Below are 15,152 nucleotides of genomic sequence, written 5' to 3'. Positions count from 1 at the left end.
TGTATTTTCGAACTTTCATATAAAGCTTACCATGCTACTAACAAACTATCTTCTGAATGTTTTCTATAGTTGAGGACGTTGTTTTCATGCTTTTTATATAATTTATTTTCTTCAACATTATTTTAAGTACTTACCAACATCGCTTTCATATGTGAAGCTACCTATCACTTAATATGAATTATAAATAGGTCTATTGGCTTTGTAATTTTCCATACTGTTAACAACTTTGTGTGTTGGTGACCGTATCTTATTTAATTATTCTATTTATTCTATAGGGTATATACAAATAACGGCGGGTTATTATCGATTCCTTGTCAACTGCTGGATGGGCCGCTTTGTAGGTTGGTAGACAGCAAGCAGATAAAGGTAACGGCACCCATCAACGGACAAGCATGATGCGCCATTCTAAAATTTAACACCGTTATGATCTCCAAAAAAGCGAAATATGCCTTTAAGGCCTTGAAAGTTCTTACCGAGGAGTATGGACGAGGGCCAATTTTAATTGCCCATATCTCCGCCAAGGAAAACATTCCTCAGAAATTTCTGGAAGCCATTCTGCTGGATCTTCGCAACCATGGCTTGTTACAAAGTCAGAAAGGTAAAGGGGGCGGCTACATGCTACGACTGGATCCACAGCAGGTAAATCTGGCACAGGTATTACGTATCATTGATGGGCCCATTGCGCCAACACCCTGTGTGTCAAAGCATTTTTACGTGCGTTGTGACGATTGTGTCGACGAAGAAACCTGCGTTATCCGGCCCTTGATGGTACAGGTACGGGATGCTAATCTGGCTGTTTATGAACAGGTTACCTTGCGACAGTTTGCACTGGCAAATGGTCAGCTAATCTAATAATGGGTAGGTAGGTTGCCATCAACCCATCTGAATGCTGCCCCAGGTCGTCTTTTTGTACTGCTGCAAAAGAACCAAAAACAGAGCAACAGAAAATGGCAGGGCTATCCAGGTTCCGTAGGGCAAAATCGTCAGGCCATAGTGAGAGAACCCGACAATACCCAGAACAAGGCTGGTGAGCAATCCCCGGGCTGTATTGTTTTGCTTTAAGGTATCGGGCGCTACCGAAAACGGCATGAAGCGAATAGACAATAACGCCGTGCACAGCAGCATAACCAGCGAGTTGCTAAAGGCTAGCAACACATCGCTGATTTTGTCGAGGCCGTAGCGATATAGAATGTAACCCGACAACAGGGCGTAAAACGGCAGAAGAAGTTTAATGATCAAGGCTTTCAAGGAACCAGAAAGAACATCTCCAGGGAGTCTGATAGGAGTGCTTCCGTACACCCAAGCCGCCCGATAATTGTCGGAAATACCCAGTTGATACTGGGCAACCATCACGTAGAGTCCCGCAAAATAGAGCGCGAAGAGGTAGAAAAAGCCACTCGAGCCAAGGCTGCCTCGCTGAAAGGACATGGCGACGACATAGGCAAACCCAAAGCCCAATTGAGGGTAGGTTTTAAGTTTGAATTTACGGTCACGGCCAGTCACTCGCCAGGTAAATGTAAAGGCGGCTCGTTCGAGCGGATTGGTTGTAAACCAACTGGATAGTACGTCAAGCCAGTTGGTTTGGCCCGATTGCGTTCGCTGGCCCGTAGTGGCCGAGGCCTCTGGGACGCTCTCCCGGTCGATACGACTTAATTTTTGGGTAAAGCCCGCGGTTAAAAACCGATTCATAAACCATAGGCCACCGAATGGCATCACGACTGCCAGCGTCCCATAAATCAGGTGAGTGGTATCTAGTATAGGGCGAATTAGCATATCGACTGTGCCCGCCATCCACATCGGTGGAATCAGGTAATGCCACCATTGATGGACGATGGTTTGGGCCAGCATGTCCTGCGAATTAAGCAGCCGGGGCAACAATTGATAGCCGCCGTAGAACAGAATAGCCATCACAATCTGAAAATAGTTGATCACCTCACGCAATTTCTCTTCGCTGATGAACCGCATCAGAATCAGGTAAAACACGTTGGTCAGAAAGACCATCAAAACGGCCGACAACAAGCTCATTGCCAAGAAGACCAGCCCTACAACAGCATCAAACTCATACGCTAGAAACAAGATGCCTCCTATCGATAAGGATAGCGCAATGGCGAACAAATAGGTGGTTATGTGGACAATCCGGGCCAGCCACAGGGTACGGTTATCAACGGGGCGGGGCAAAATAATCTGGTTGTCAGAAGAGTCCATAATGACCGACGAAAAATCGGTAATAAGCGTCATGGCGCATAAGGCCATGATGTAGGAAAACTGTAATGTAAGTGGCAAAAACAGCTTGTCATGCTCGGATATGGCCAGCATACTCACGCTAATCAGGCTACCAATAATGGTGTAGATGATTAGAACACGGGTAAAATTGCTGTTGTTTTCTGCCGAGGGCTTGCCATATCGCCCCAGACTAACGAAACTCCGGCGGTTATCCATTATTAGTTTTACCTGTACAATGGCCCTCAACTGGCCATAGTCAGCTCCCAATAACCAAAATAGTGGTTTCACCCGGTCAAGGAGCCATAAAGTAAGACTTGTCATCCTGATTAATTTTTGAGGGCGTGAACAAACTCTTCAGCAATACCCGACTGGCCATCGCTTCCAGTTAATTGAGCAAACAGTTGTTCGAGCGACTCGGGGCGCTGGTGCTGTAGCTCGGCAAAGGTGCCATCGGCAATAATCTGGCCCTGATTAATGATGACGATTCGATCCGAAATCTTCTCGACCACGTCCATGATGTGCGAACTATAAAAAATGGTTTTGCCATCATTTACCAATTGCCGCATGATTTCCTTAATCAGCACAACGGCATTGGCATCCAGGCCCGAGAGCGGTTCATCCAGAAATATAACGTCCGGGTTATGCAGAAGGCCCGAAATGAGCAGTACTTTCTGTCGCATTCCCTTCGAGAAAGTTGTCATGCGGGCATTGGCATGGTCGCTGAGCTGAAACAGACGAAGCAACTCCAGTGCTTTTCGCTCAATGTGGAGTGGGTCCAGGGCATACAATTGACCAATAAACTGAAGATACTCCAGCGGGGTCAGGGTGTCATACAGGGCCGCGTTTTCGGGTACATAACCAACCCGGCGCTTAATTTCGAGCGACTGGGTCTTTACGTTCATGCCCAGCACCGTGGCTTCTCCGCTGAAATCGGGGAGCATACCAATCAGAATCTTGATGGTGGTTGACTTCCCGGCACCATTGGGGCCAATGTAGCCCACAATTTGTCCCGCCGACACGTTCAGGTCAATGCCTTTTAAAACGGGCGTTGCCTCGTAGGATTTATAGATATTCTGGAGTTGGATGACGGACATTTCAGGTGTAGGGAATAAATTTCTCAAGGAGAAAACCTAAATTAAATCTACGCAAAAAGTCCCGTTCAGCAACCAGCTAAACGGGACTTTCGATAAGAAACCAGGAAGAATGGTTACACAGCGACGGCTTCGCTTTCAACCAGGTTATGCTTCATTAAGTATTCGGCGATCTGTACAGCATTGGTTGCGGCACCTTTCCGGAGGTTGTCTGCCACAATCCACATATTCAGTGTTTTTGGTTGGCTTTCGTCACGACGAATACGACCGACAAACACCTCATCTTTACCATGGGCCGTCAGCGGCATTGGGTAAATTTTATTCGCTGGGTCGTCCTGCACCACAATCCCTTCGGCCTTGGTCAGTAAGTCAACGACTTCGCTGACCTCAAACTCATTTTCAAATTCAACGTTGACCGCTTCCGAGTGCCCACCAATGGTTGGAATACGAACCGTAGTCGCCGTAACCTGAATAGAATCATCGCCCATGATTTTCTTGGTTTCGTTGACCATTTTCATTTCCTCTTTGGTATAGCCATTGTCGAGGAAGACGTCGATATGGGGCAACACATTCAGATCGATAGGGTGCGGGTATACTTTTTCAACGTCCTGCTGGCCTGTCCGTTCAGCAAAAAGCTGATCGACGGCGGCTTTCCCCGTACCCGTAACTGACTGGTATGTAGAAACCACCACCCGCTTAACAGTAAAACGATCATGGAGCGGTTTCAGGGCAACGACCATCTGAATGGTTGAGCAGTTTGGGTTGGCAATGATCTTGTCTTCGGGTGTCAGTGTATTGGCGTTGATTTCAGGAACGACCAGTTTCTTGCTGGGGTCCATGCGCCATGCCGACGAGTTGTCGATAACCGTAATACCGGCTTCGGCAAACTTAGGTGCCAGCGAAAGTGACGTACTGCCACCCGCCGAAAAAATCGCAATGGCGGGTTTGGCAGCAATGGCATCCTCGAAGCTAACGACCGTGTATGATTTACCCTTGAACTCAACCTGTTTACCAACCGACCGCTCGGAAGCGACGGGAATAAGTTCTGACACGGGGAAGTTGCGCTCGGCGAGCACCTTCAGGATTTCGCTACCGACCAAGCCAGTAGCCCCAACGACTGCGATTTTCATTGTTTTGATGCAGATGCCCCGGCGTCGCCCGTGCAGGCTGATGCCGTGAAATCCGCTTTATTTAGTTAATAAAAACGGGTCTGTTGGTATGAACCAACGCCCGCGTGCTAATTGGCCTGCAAAAATAGGGTAAAACTTTGACGGACAGGAATTATCATTTAAAAAAGTTAGAAGTGCCCAACCAGACCCACACCTGCATTAGACCAGGAGGAGTAAGGCGTGAGCCGCCAGGAGACACCCTGTTGCCGTAAGGCTCGGTTATAATACTGCACCGATCGACGCAAATGCTGCCCGGGCATGTTTAATCCCCAGCCAATTCCGGCCAGTATAGCTCCACCTATCATAAAAACTCCGCCCTTAGCGTAAGAATTTTGCCGCTGACTGTCCGTCACTGTCTGGTAACCGGCAATACCTCCTCCATAAACGGTACCGCTGATGCCAGTTCCACCACAAGCGTAGCCCGTCGGGCAATAGATAGGTTGTTGCATTGTGAACTTTCCATCGCTTCCCGGTCCATTGGAGCCCATAATAACTGCCCCGATAATAGCCGTAGTAATGCCACCTGCAATGAGCCAGCCACCCGTATGTCGACTGCTAATATAGTGGTTGAATTCACGAATGGCGTCGGGATTGCCAGATGCATAAATGTACTGGCCCAAATCTTTGGCGTGTCGAACATCGAGGCCATCATAGGTGTACTGCGTTTTTACCTGCTGGCCATACCGACCATGGTACGAAGGGATTAATTCGCTGTCAATAGGTTTGAGATTTTCGGTCTGGACCGGGGGCGGTATTGTAACTTGCTGTGCCCAAAGATGGTATGAGCAAAATGAGAGTATAAGGAGAAGTCTTTTCATGGTCGTTGATTCTTTTAAGAAAGGTATAAAGAATCAGCAGTCGAGCCAATTAAAAAATGAATAAATATTGATTAAATAGACTTAATTAAAGATGCTCGTTTGAGTAGGGGAGATGCAAACGTCCAGTTTTACGTCGGTGTATTCAAGGTCATCAATCTGTTCGACTGGCTCAAAAAGCGACAGGCCAATTTTGAGACTATGCGGTACATCGTTGGCCAGAAAACGGTCATAATAACCACCGCCATAGCCCACACGGTGACCAGACTGGTCGAATACCAACAAGGGCACTAAGACAATGCTTACTTGGGTAAGGTCCGTTTCATACCGGCTGCCAATGGCGGGTTCAGGAATGCCCAGTCTACTTTCTACCAGCGCCGTAGATGGAAACAGCGTATAATTAATCAGTTGGTTCGTATATTCATCGGTGACCGGTACACTAACCTGGATATGGGGGAAGTTCGTCCAGATCTGATTAATAATAGGCCAGGTATCTACTTCGTTACGTCGTTTAATCGGTAGAAATGTATGCACGACTGCCAAGCTATCATCGAGGTCATGCTGCTCAAGATAGGTAAAGAAGTTATTGGCTATGCGTTGGCTGTCTCGGCTAACTTCGGCGGCTGTAAAGGCTTTCCGTTTAGCTAAAAACGCCTGACGCAACTCAGCTTTGGTCATAAAATTAGGTGGGTGCTACCTGCTTAAATGTTACTCCAGGCAGAGCTGCATTTGATAATTAAATGGATCAAAGACTGACATCATTTTTTGCAGGAACTGCCGGTCATTCAGGTAAAACGTCAGGAAGTTTTCACTCCGCTCCTGAAGTCCTCCGTTTGGGAAAAGGTCATTTTTGACAGCCAGCAACTGCCGAATCCCCGTTTCCTGATTACGCTCTTCGGCTCGGCGCATTTTCTTTTCGAGTCCGGTAACCGCGTTGGCAAATCGTTTGGTTTCGGCTAAAACCGCCTTTTCGAGCGTTGGATCAACCATTTGCGCTTTGTGCAGGATGGCATCGAGCGCTTTATTAATGGTTTTATTCTCGTTATCGAATTTTAAGATATGCCGGGTGTGGGTTTCGATAAATTCCCGCTTGAGGGCGAGTGTATCCTGAAATAGTTGTTCGGGTGTGAGGCCCAGTTTGCGAATACGTTTAGAGCTTACAGCCGAAACGTACATAGCAAAATTCCGTGGCATCAAAATCGGGAAGGCCGTTTTGTACTGTTCGAACACGCTCTTTAACTGCAACCAGTAGGGCACCTCCGATGGGCCGCCAATGTAGGCCAGGTTAGGCAGAATAGTTTCCTGATACAAAGGACGTAGCACTACGTTTGGGCTAAACTTCTCTGGATGCTCATCCAGCAGAGCTAACAATTCGCTTTCCGAAAATTTTACTTTCGTGTGAAGTACCCGATATGTTCCGTCTTCCTTGCGCTCAATGCGTTCCCGAATCTGGTCATCCAGATAAAACAGATTGATATCACGAGGTGCAATAACCGTTTTGTACCCTAGTTTTTCAAGCTCTTTGGTTCTTGTTTGCACCAATTCACCCGATTGCTGATGGATAATCTCATCCCGCATAACGGGGACAAAAATCCGTTTCAGCGCTGCATCGTCAGCATCCAAACAAACCAGCCCTTCGGCTCCGAAAAGCTCATTTACGTAATAACGAGCTGCGTCGGCCAGGGTAGTGTGTTTCAGGTAAGCCGTTTCAAAGAGAGACAGTTTTTCGGGAATTTGGGCAAAAAGAGTCTTTAATTCCTGCGGATTCATCCGGCCAACCGCTCCACGCTGTTCTGTTTGCCAGGCATAATTGTTGCCCATCAGCGAGAAATGGTTTATTTCGGCAAAGTCGTGATCTTCGGTAGCCATCCAGTAAACCGGCACGAAATTGTAGCTGGGATAAGCTGCTTTGAGCTTTCTGGCCAAATTTATCGTCGTGATGAGTTTATAAATGATGTAGAGCGGCCCGGTAAAAATATTAAGCTGATGTCCCGTAGTAACCGTAAATGTATTGGGCTGGAGAAGTATGGAAAAATCCGGTTTGTTCTCGAACGACTGGTACTGCCGCTCGAGAGCATCGACTAAAACTTGCCTGTTGGACTCACTAAACGTTTTCTCGTCAATCTGTCCCTTGAAAGCTGCAAGGTCAGGAAAGCGACCATAAAAAGGTTTTAAGCTGTCTTTATTGGAAATGTAATCAAGGAAAAGGGAAGAAAACTGGCCGGTTGAGGCAAGCGGCAGGTACTGACAGTCCATGCGGTAGGCGGGGGTTGCGTTTACCGGATTTTAACAACGAAAAATCCGGCAAGGTTCGATGGGAGTTTGCCGGATTAACGTTTCAGATTAGTTCTGAATTATAAAGTCCTAACAATACGAATTAATAATGATTTTAACTTTGGCATGTCGTCGGTAGTCACATCCCATACGAGCGCTGGATCAATCCCAAAATATTCATGTACAAGAATGTGTCGTAAACCTGTTATTTTACGCCATTCCACTTCCGGGAACGTATCCTTTACCGATGAATCGACGTGATTACAGGCTTCGCCAATAATTTCTAGTTGCTTAACACGGGAAAATCGCATCATTGAGTTTTCCTGAAACTGGGCATATGTGTGGTTCAGCACATACGTTTCAATTTAAGTTATGGCATCGAGGGCATGCTCGTTGCTTGTCACCGAACCTCCCTCTCATAAATTAGTTTTTTGTCTTGGTCAATGAAGGGGCTGATTCGGGGCGATAACCCATGGGTAGATACTAAGTCGACGGCTTTATTTAGCTGTTCTTCCAGATCAAGTTTCATCCCAACGAATTGCAATCCAATCGGCTGGCTGTAATCGAGTTCTACCAGTAAATCAAGGTCGCTCTGCGTATCCGCTTCGTCATGAGCGTAGGAACCGAATACATACGCTTTTACAACAGGCTTATCCTGCAAATAATGGTGTATAACCTGTAATTCGCTCGGCGTCAGTTTCATAGACTGGACATTAAACGACTTCTCCGTACAAATCAAACTCCTCCGCCCGGTCAATACACACGTTAGCGAAATCGCCCAGCCGGACGTATTGCGTAGCAGGAACCAATACTTCGTTATCAACTTCGGGTGAATCGGCTTCGGTACGCCCGATAAAGTAGCCCCCTTCTTTCCGGTCGAATAGTACCTTGTATGTATTCCCGATTTTCTGCTGGTTCAGTTCCTGCGAAATGCCCTGCTGCACTTCCATCAATTCATCCACGCGCTCCTGCTTGATCTCGGCTGGAATATCGTCGGGCATCGAAAACGAGTGGGTATCATCTTCATGCGAATAGGCAAACACACCCAGTCGATCAAAGCGCATCCGTTCAACAAAGTCGTAGGTTTCCTGAAACATAGCCTCCGTTTCGCCGGGGTGACCCGCAATGAGGGTTGTACGGAGGGTAATACCGGGAACACGTTCGCGAATTGTATGGATCAAGCTTTCGGTTTTCTCCCGGGTAATTCCCCGACGCATAATCTTCAGCAACTCCGTAGAGCCAGTTTGCAGGGGCATATCCAGGTAGTTGCAGACGTTTGACCGCTCGCGCATCACGTCCAGCACGTCCATCGGGAAGCCTGATGGGTAGGCATACTGTAACCGAATCCAGTCGATACCCTCAACGTCGGCCAGTTTATCAACCAACTCGGCGAGGTTACGTTTTTTGTATAGATCGAGTCCGTAGTAAGTCAAGTCCTGCGCAATCAGAATCAGTTCTTTCGTACCGCGTCGGGCAAGAGACCGGGCTTCGGTCAAAAGCTCCTCAAACGGGCGAGATACGTGACCACCCCGCATGAGCGGAATAGCACAAAACGAACAGGGGCGGTCGCAGCCTTCGGCAATTTTGAGATAGGCAAAGTGAGCCGGGGTGGTGAGCAACCGTTCGCCAACGAGCTCATGCTTGTAATCAGCCCGGAGCGTTTTCAGCATTCGGGGTAACTCGTTAGTACCAAACCAGGCGTCAACGGTTGGCATTTCTACTTCGAGTTCGTCTTTGTAGCGGTGCGAAAGACAGCCCGTCACATAAACCTTATCGACGATACCCGCATCCTTCGCATCGACATAGCGCAGAATGGTATTGATGGATTCTTCCTTGGCGTTGTCAATGAAGCCACACGTATTAATGACAACGATGTTAGCGTCGTCTTTTTTTGATTCGTGGGTCACATTCATGCCGTTACCCTTGAGTTGCGTAAAAAGCACCTCCGAATCCACCAGGTTCTTTGAACAACCGAGCGTGACAATATTGATTTTATTGGTACGTATTCCTTTGGTTTTCATTTTGTAACGCGGACATCCTGTCCGCAGTATTAGGCAAATAAGGGCGGACAGGATGTCCGCGTTACTCAAAATACAGCCTGGTGAGTAATGGCCACCGTTACTGTAACCGACTTGTTTCTCTGAACGCTGACCGGGAATATGTTATTCTTACTGTCGGACAGGTTGGCATACAAACCCTTTTCTTCTCGAACCATGACGGTGTATTGCCCAATCGGTAGGCTTACACAGAATTTGCCGTCCTTCCCAGATTTCACCGTTTTTACGGGCTTTGCTTCGCCAACGGAATTGATGAACCCATTTTCACCAGCTTCTATCTGGCTTCTATTTAACAACGGAAAAATCAGCACTTCACGCTCAACCGGCGCTCCGTCAGGATTTTGCCGGGGCGAGTCGGGGCTAGGCATATAATTCCCCCGTTTCTCAACAACAATGCCACATATGCCCTGCTTGCTAACCAGTTTAGCCACTTTCCGATGGGGAGCTTTCTGGGCCGAAACGGTAGATGATAGGCAAAACAGAAGAAGTACCAGGTAAACAAATGATTTACTGTTCATTTCTTGAAAAACGAATCTACAAACTCCATTTTATTGAACGTCTGGAGATCATCAATTTTTTCGCCGACACCAATGTATTTGACCGGAATCCTGAACTGGTCCGAAATGCCGATCACAACGCCCCCTTTGGCCGTACCATCCAGCTTGGTGATGGCTAGTGCCGTTACCTCCGTTGCTTTGGTGAACTCGGTTGCCTGGATGAACGCGTTTTGTCCGGTCGAACCGTCGAGAACCAGCAGCACTTCATGCGGTGCATCGGGCGTGAATTTTTGCATCACGCGCTTTATTTTGGTTAGCTCGTTCATCAGGTTAATTTTCGTGTGCAAGCGTCCGGCAGTGTCGATGATCACAACATCGGCACCAATCTCGGTTGCTTTTTTCACGGCATCGAAAGCAACGGCTGACGGGTCGGTATTCATGCCGTGCGAAATAACCGGAACGCCCACCCGATCACCCCACAGTTTGAGCTGATCAACGGCGGCTGCCCTGAACGTATCTCCTGCACCCAGCACCACTTTTTTACCGCGCTTGTGAAATTGAGCCGCCAGTTTACCAATAGTCGTCGTTTTACCAACGCCATTCACGCCCACCACCATGATTACGTAGGGCTTTATGCCAGCGGGTAGCGAAAAGTCGTCTGTTACATCAACCGTATTACTGTCTGATAGCAAACCTGCTATTTCCTCGCGTAGAATCCGGTCCAGTTCTTCTGTCCCCACATATTTATCACGGGCAACACGTTCTTCGATTCTACGGATAATTTTAACTGTTGTTTCAACACCCACATCCGACGAAATGAGCACGTTTTCGACTTCGTCCAGAACCTCTTCGTCGACAGTGGACTTTCCAACCACGGCCCGGCCGAGTTTAGAAAAAAAGCTATCTTTTGTTTTCTCTAAGCCTTTGTCGAGCGTTTCTTTCTTTTCCTTTGAAAATAAACCAAATAGGGCCATAAGGTAGAGTCAGTGAATTGGTCAGTTAATAGTCAGATAGAATGGCGTTTTTCCGGTAAGCTGTAACTGGTAGTGCCGTTACCTGACTTAACTATTTTTTAATAAAAAAAAGTCCCACAGAACCGGTGAGGGCTGTGGGACAAATATCTTCGTGCAGGAAGCTGACTTTTCAATGCCTAGCTTTTCAGCGCAGCCTGTACTTCGTCAACCGGGACCATTTCTTCTTTGAAGGTATAGGCGCCAGTTTTAGGCGATTTAACGGCTTTAATGATTTTAGCGAATGCCTTGCCGTTGTCCTTCGTTTTCAGGGTTGCAACTACCTTTTTTGCCATGTCGATTGTTTAGTTACGGTTTACGGTTATCAATTTTCGGATGCGGTGTCAGACGTATTCGACCCACCGTAAACGGAATACTATAAACCAGAAACCTATTTAATTTCTTTGTGCAGCGTTACTTTCTTGAGGAACGGATTATACTTTTTCCGCTCGATACGAGCCGGCGTGTTCTTCCGGTTTTTCGTAGTAATGTACCGGGACATGCCGGGAACACCGCTGTCTTTCTGCTCGGTGCATTCCAGAATAACCTGGATTCTATTGGCGCCTTTCTTTGCCATTGCTAAAGTTCGTTTTCTCGATAAGGAGCGCAAAGGTACGCAATGGCTTTCACTTGACAAAGAGCTTGTTAGAAAAAAATAGGTGTTTTTCGGTAGATGACTTCAGAAAAGCGTACTGACGTTTGGCTTTCGAGCACTCACTTTCGACCTTTGGGGTAGCTATATACCAAACAGCATCTTGCTGTTCAGTACTGATAATGACGACACAAACAATACAATACGAGTACGCACCAGGACACTTTAAGGCATCGGAACCGAGTGTTTACCAACCCGAAATGCTTGATGAGGGCGAAATGATTCTGAACATGGGGCCACAGCATCCGTCGACCCACGGTGTGTTGCGGTTTGAAGTCGTCACCAATGGCGAGATCATTGTTGATGTGGTACCGCATTTGGGCTATCTGCATCGCTGCTTTGAAAAACACGCCCAGTCGCTTCCGTTCAACCAGACCATCCCTTTCGTTGACCGGCTCGACTATCTGGCTGCTATGAATTCCGAACACGCTTTTGTGATGGGCGTAGAGAAAATGCTTGGGATTCAGAACGATATTCCTAAACGAACCGAATACATCCGGGTGCTGGTCGCGGAACTGAATCGGATTGCCGCGCATTTTGTCGGCATTGGTACTTATGCGCTCGACATTGGTGCCTACACACCTTTTCTGTGGCTCATGCGCGACCGGGAACATATTCAGCGCCTGCTCGAATGGGTTAGTGGTGCCCGAATGCTCTACAATTACATTTGGGTGGGTGGCCTTTTTTATGACTTGCCCGTTGGCTTTGAGGAGCGGTGCCGGGAGTTTATTTCCTACCTGAAACCTAAGCTGGTCGAATTGAAGCAACTGGTCATTGAAAACGAAATCTTCGTAAAACGCACGGCAAACGTGGGTGTTTTACCCCTGTCGGTGGCTATCGATTATGGCTGCACGGGTCCCATGCTGCGAGGGTCGGGGTTGCGGTATGACCTCCGCCGGGTAGACGGCTACTCGGTGTATCCCGAGCTGGACTTTGCTATTCCCATTGGCGAAGGAAAAATGGGGACCGTTGGCGACTGCTGGGATCGGAACAATGTTCGCGTGCTGGAGTGCCATGAGTCTATCCGAATTGTGGAGCAATGCCTCGATCAGCTGCTCGGCGATCATAAACGTACCCGCGAGTATGATCCACAGGCTGTAGTGCCCAAGAAAATTCGGCCAAAGGCGATGGACTTCTACGCCCGTGCCGAAAGCTCCAAAGGCGAACTGGGTTTCTTTTTTCGAACCGATGGGAAATCTGATGTACCCGTGCGCTGCAAGGCCCGGTCATGCTGTTTTCACAACCTATCGGTCATTAGTGAAATCAGTAAAGGAGCCATGCTGGCCGATTTAGTGGCCATTATTGGTTCCATTGACGTAGTTATGGGCGAAGTGGACCGGTAACAGTGGTAGACGTGAGAAGCCATCCGGGGCAACCAGAGCGCCGGACCGCGCTCGCGTCAGCAACTCCTCACTCCTCAGAAAGAACAAATACATCCTGCGTGTTCCGGCCCAGGCCGTCATAATCAAGCCCATAGCCCAGCACAAATCGGTTTTCGATCTCGAAACCAACGTACCGTAAGTCGAGGGCTTCTTTAAGGGCGGTTGGCTTAAATAATAGCGTAGCGATGGAAAGTGATGCCGGGGCTTTCTCCCGAAGCTGGGCACAGACCTGGCGCAAGGTCAGACCTGTATCCACAATGTCTTCGACAACAATCAGATCACGGCCTTCAAGGGATTCACTCAATCCCAAAATCTCTTTGACCTGACCGCTGGATTCAGTGGCCTGATAAGAGGCTACCCGAATGAAGGTGATTTCGCAGGGAATCGTCAGGTGTTTAACCAGGTCGGCTGCGAAAAGAAAAGCACCGTTGAGAACGACCACAATGAGTGGTTGTTTATCGGCATACTCCTGATTGATTTGCTTGGCTAATTCCTGAATGCGGTCCTGAATGGCATCGGCGGGAATAAACGGGACAAATGTTTTGTCTTTGATCGTTATCATATCGGCGTCTTGGCTCGTCAAAGATACGCTGATGCCAGGTTAGCGGACAAAAATTTGCCGAAAAATAAGCGTAGGCAAACGGACTGACAGCAGATTGCGTTCATATACTACTAACGCTAAACTGAACGAATGAATAAGATATTGTTGACGGTATGGCTACTCGGTATGGCCTCTTTAGTGCATGCCCAGCTCTACGACCCGTCGGCGTTTGATAAAAAATACGATGGGCTGCTGAAACATCCCGGGGTTCAGATTGAGTCGGCGGAGGCCATCAATCTGATGTATAACTATAAATTTTACGAAGCAGACAAAGAGTTCAGGTGGCTGCGGGTGCGTTATCCCAAGCATCCAATGCCGTACTTTCTGATGGGCTTGGCCGAGTGGTGGAAAATTGTGCCGAATACGGACATAACGGACTACGACAGCCAATGTATTGCTTACATGGATACAACCATTACGCTGGCCGAGAAGCTTTATGACGACAGTGAAAACAAATTAGAGCCCTCATTTTTTCTGGCTGCGGCTTATGCGTTTAAGGGGCGTTTATACTCCGAACGTAAAAAGTGGACGAAGGCGACGTTCGCCGGTAAAAACGCGCTTAAGTATTTCGAGAAGTGCAAAGGCAACGCCGATTTTAGTCCCGAGTTGCTGTTTGGCGATGGCATGTACAACTACTACGCCCAGTGGATTCCGGAGAATTACCCGCTGCTGAAGCCTATTCTGATGTTTTTTCCCAAAGGCAATAAAGCAAGTGGGATCAAAGAACTGGAGAAGACGGCCAATACGGCCTTCTACACACGTGTGGAGGCCCGGTATTTTCTGGTTCAGATTTACAGCATGGAGAACCAGTACGATAAGGCCTATGAGATGTCGAAATACATGTACGAGCAATATCCCGACAACCCATTTTTCGAACGATACTATGCCCGATCGGCCTTTGTGACGGGGCGGCTGGCAGAAGCTGAACGGATCTCTAAAGATATTCTGGCAAAAGTTGACCGCACTCAGTCGGGTTATGAAGGCGTAAGTGGGCGCACAGCCGCTTATATTCTGGCTTACATTAACCAGTTGTTTTACAAGAACATACCGGAGGCAAAGGTAAATTACCAGAAGGCGGTTGAGTATGCCAAACAGACCAATGCCACGAATGCAGGCTATTACTTGTCGTCGCTGGTGGGACTGGCCAAGATTGCGAACGATGAGAAAAATTACGATCTCGCGCAAACGTATTTCAAGGAAGTGCTCGATAAGGCCGAGCGAAAATCCAGTCAGTATAAAGAGGCAAAAAAGGCGCTGGACGACGCTAAGAAATCAAGACGCGAAGAACGGAGAAAAAGAAAAGAGTAAGTCTAGGTAGGTATGTATGATATATGATATATGGTGTATTTTTTTCTCATATACCATACGTCATATATCATAC

At 47.7% G+C, this 15,152-nt stretch carries 17 protein-coding genes; 3 read left to right on the top strand and 14 right to left on the bottom strand.

The window, feature by feature from the left end:
* Positions 1-423 precede the first annotated feature (423 nt).
* Complete coding sequence (locus SD10_RS25955; RefSeq protein ID WP_046578040.1) at positions 424-852, top strand: RrF2 family transcriptional regulator; 429 nt, start codon at positions 424-426, stop codon at positions 850-852.
* A 21-nt stretch (positions 853-873) separates the two neighbouring features.
* Here the strand turns inward: SD10_RS25955 and SD10_RS25950 are convergent, their stop codons facing one another.
* From SD10_RS25950 to rpmG, 13 genes are all read right to left on the bottom strand, one after another.
* Positions 874-2,544 (bottom strand): hypothetical protein, encoded by a 1,671-nt coding sequence (locus SD10_RS25950; protein WP_046578038.1) that lies wholly within the window; start codon positions 2,542-2,544, stop codon positions 874-876.
* A gap of 5 nt (positions 2,545-2,549) precedes the next feature.
* Positions 2,550-3,317, bottom strand: coding sequence for an ABC transporter ATP-binding protein (locus SD10_RS25945; protein WP_046578037.1), 768 nt, complete (start codon positions 3,315-3,317; stop codon positions 2,550-2,552).
* Positions 3,318-3,430: 113 nt separating this feature from the next.
* On the bottom strand, positions 3,431-4,444 hold the full coding sequence (locus SD10_RS25940; RefSeq protein WP_046578035.1) for an aspartate-semialdehyde dehydrogenase: 1,014 nt from the start codon (positions 4,442-4,444) through the stop codon (positions 3,431-3,433).
* 167 nt (positions 4,445-4,611) lie between these two features.
* Complete coding sequence (locus tag SD10_RS25935; RefSeq protein ID WP_046578034.1) at positions 4,612-5,301, bottom strand: hypothetical protein; 690 nt, start codon at positions 5,299-5,301, stop codon at positions 4,612-4,614.
* Between the two features lie 81 nt (positions 5,302-5,382).
* Complete coding sequence (locus SD10_RS25930) at positions 5,383-5,976, bottom strand: 5-formyltetrahydrofolate cyclo-ligase (protein WP_046578032.1); 594 nt, start codon at positions 5,974-5,976, stop codon at positions 5,383-5,385.
* Positions 5,977-6,006: 30 nt separating this feature from the next.
* Positions 6,007-7,554: a bacillithiol biosynthesis cysteine-adding enzyme BshC gene (gene bshC / locus SD10_RS25925; protein WP_046578030.1), complete on the bottom strand. Its 1,548-nt coding sequence runs from the start codon at positions 7,552-7,554 to the stop codon at positions 6,007-6,009.
* Positions 7,555-7,652: 98 nt separating this feature from the next.
* Complete coding sequence (locus SD10_RS30570) at positions 7,653-7,883, bottom strand: HepT-like ribonuclease domain-containing protein (RefSeq protein WP_394330481.1); 231 nt, start codon at positions 7,881-7,883, stop codon at positions 7,653-7,655.
* An 89-nt stretch (positions 7,884-7,972) separates the two neighbouring features.
* Positions 7,973-8,275, bottom strand: coding sequence for a nucleotidyltransferase family protein (locus tag SD10_RS25920; protein ID WP_046578028.1), 303 nt, complete (start codon positions 8,273-8,275; stop codon positions 7,973-7,975).
* 10 nt (positions 8,276-8,285) lie between these two features.
* Complete coding sequence (gene rimO, locus SD10_RS25915; RefSeq protein WP_046578026.1) at positions 8,286-9,593, bottom strand: 30S ribosomal protein S12 methylthiotransferase RimO; 1,308 nt, start codon at positions 9,591-9,593, stop codon at positions 8,286-8,288.
* Between the two features lie 65 nt (positions 9,594-9,658).
* On the bottom strand, positions 9,659-10,147 hold the full coding sequence (locus tag SD10_RS25910; RefSeq protein ID WP_046578025.1) for a hypothetical protein: 489 nt from the start codon (positions 10,145-10,147) through the stop codon (positions 9,659-9,661).
* Positions 10,144-11,100, bottom strand: coding sequence for a signal recognition particle-docking protein FtsY (gene ftsY / locus SD10_RS25905; RefSeq protein WP_046578024.1), 957 nt, complete (start codon positions 11,098-11,100; stop codon positions 10,144-10,146). The genes SD10_RS25910 and ftsY overlap by 4 nt, the downstream gene beginning before the upstream one ends.
* Positions 11,101-11,276: 176 nt before the next feature.
* Positions 11,277-11,432, bottom strand: a complete 156-nt coding sequence (locus SD10_RS29260) for a DUF4295 domain-containing protein (protein WP_012929818.1) — start codon at positions 11,430-11,432, stop codon at positions 11,277-11,279.
* Positions 11,433-11,527: 95 nt separating this feature from the next.
* A complete protein-coding gene (rpmG, locus tag SD10_RS25900) occupies positions 11,528-11,713 on the bottom strand; it encodes a 50S ribosomal protein L33 (protein WP_012929817.1) in 186 nt (61 codons plus the stop codon).
* 197 nt (positions 11,714-11,910) lie between these two features.
* On the opposite strand from rpmG, the gene SD10_RS25895 reads away from it, so the two are divergent.
* On the top strand, positions 11,911-13,131 hold the full coding sequence (locus SD10_RS25895; protein WP_046578022.1) for an NADH-quinone oxidoreductase subunit D: 1,221 nt from the start codon (positions 11,911-11,913) through the stop codon (positions 13,129-13,131).
* A gap of 67 nt (positions 13,132-13,198) precedes the next feature.
* On the opposite strand, the gene hpt is transcribed toward SD10_RS25895, so the two are convergent.
* Positions 13,199-13,732: a hypoxanthine phosphoribosyltransferase gene (hpt, locus tag SD10_RS25890; RefSeq protein ID WP_046580175.1), complete on the bottom strand. Its 534-nt coding sequence runs from the start codon at positions 13,730-13,732 to the stop codon at positions 13,199-13,201.
* A gap of 129 nt (positions 13,733-13,861) precedes the next feature.
* Here hpt and SD10_RS25885 point away from each other — a divergent pair, with 129 nt between their 5' ends.
* A complete protein-coding gene (locus SD10_RS25885) occupies positions 13,862-15,079 on the top strand; it encodes a tetratricopeptide repeat protein (RefSeq protein ID WP_046578020.1) in 1,218 nt (405 codons plus the stop codon).
* Positions 15,080-15,152 lie beyond the last annotated feature (73 nt).

Source organism: Spirosoma radiotolerans (genome assembly GCF_000974425.1).
GTDB classification, from domain to species: domain Bacteria; phylum Bacteroidota; class Bacteroidia; order Cytophagales; family Spirosomataceae; genus Spirosoma; species Spirosoma radiotolerans.
The sequence above is the reverse complement of the archived record's forward strand: the minus strand, read 5'-3'. Positions and strand labels throughout refer to the sequence as shown.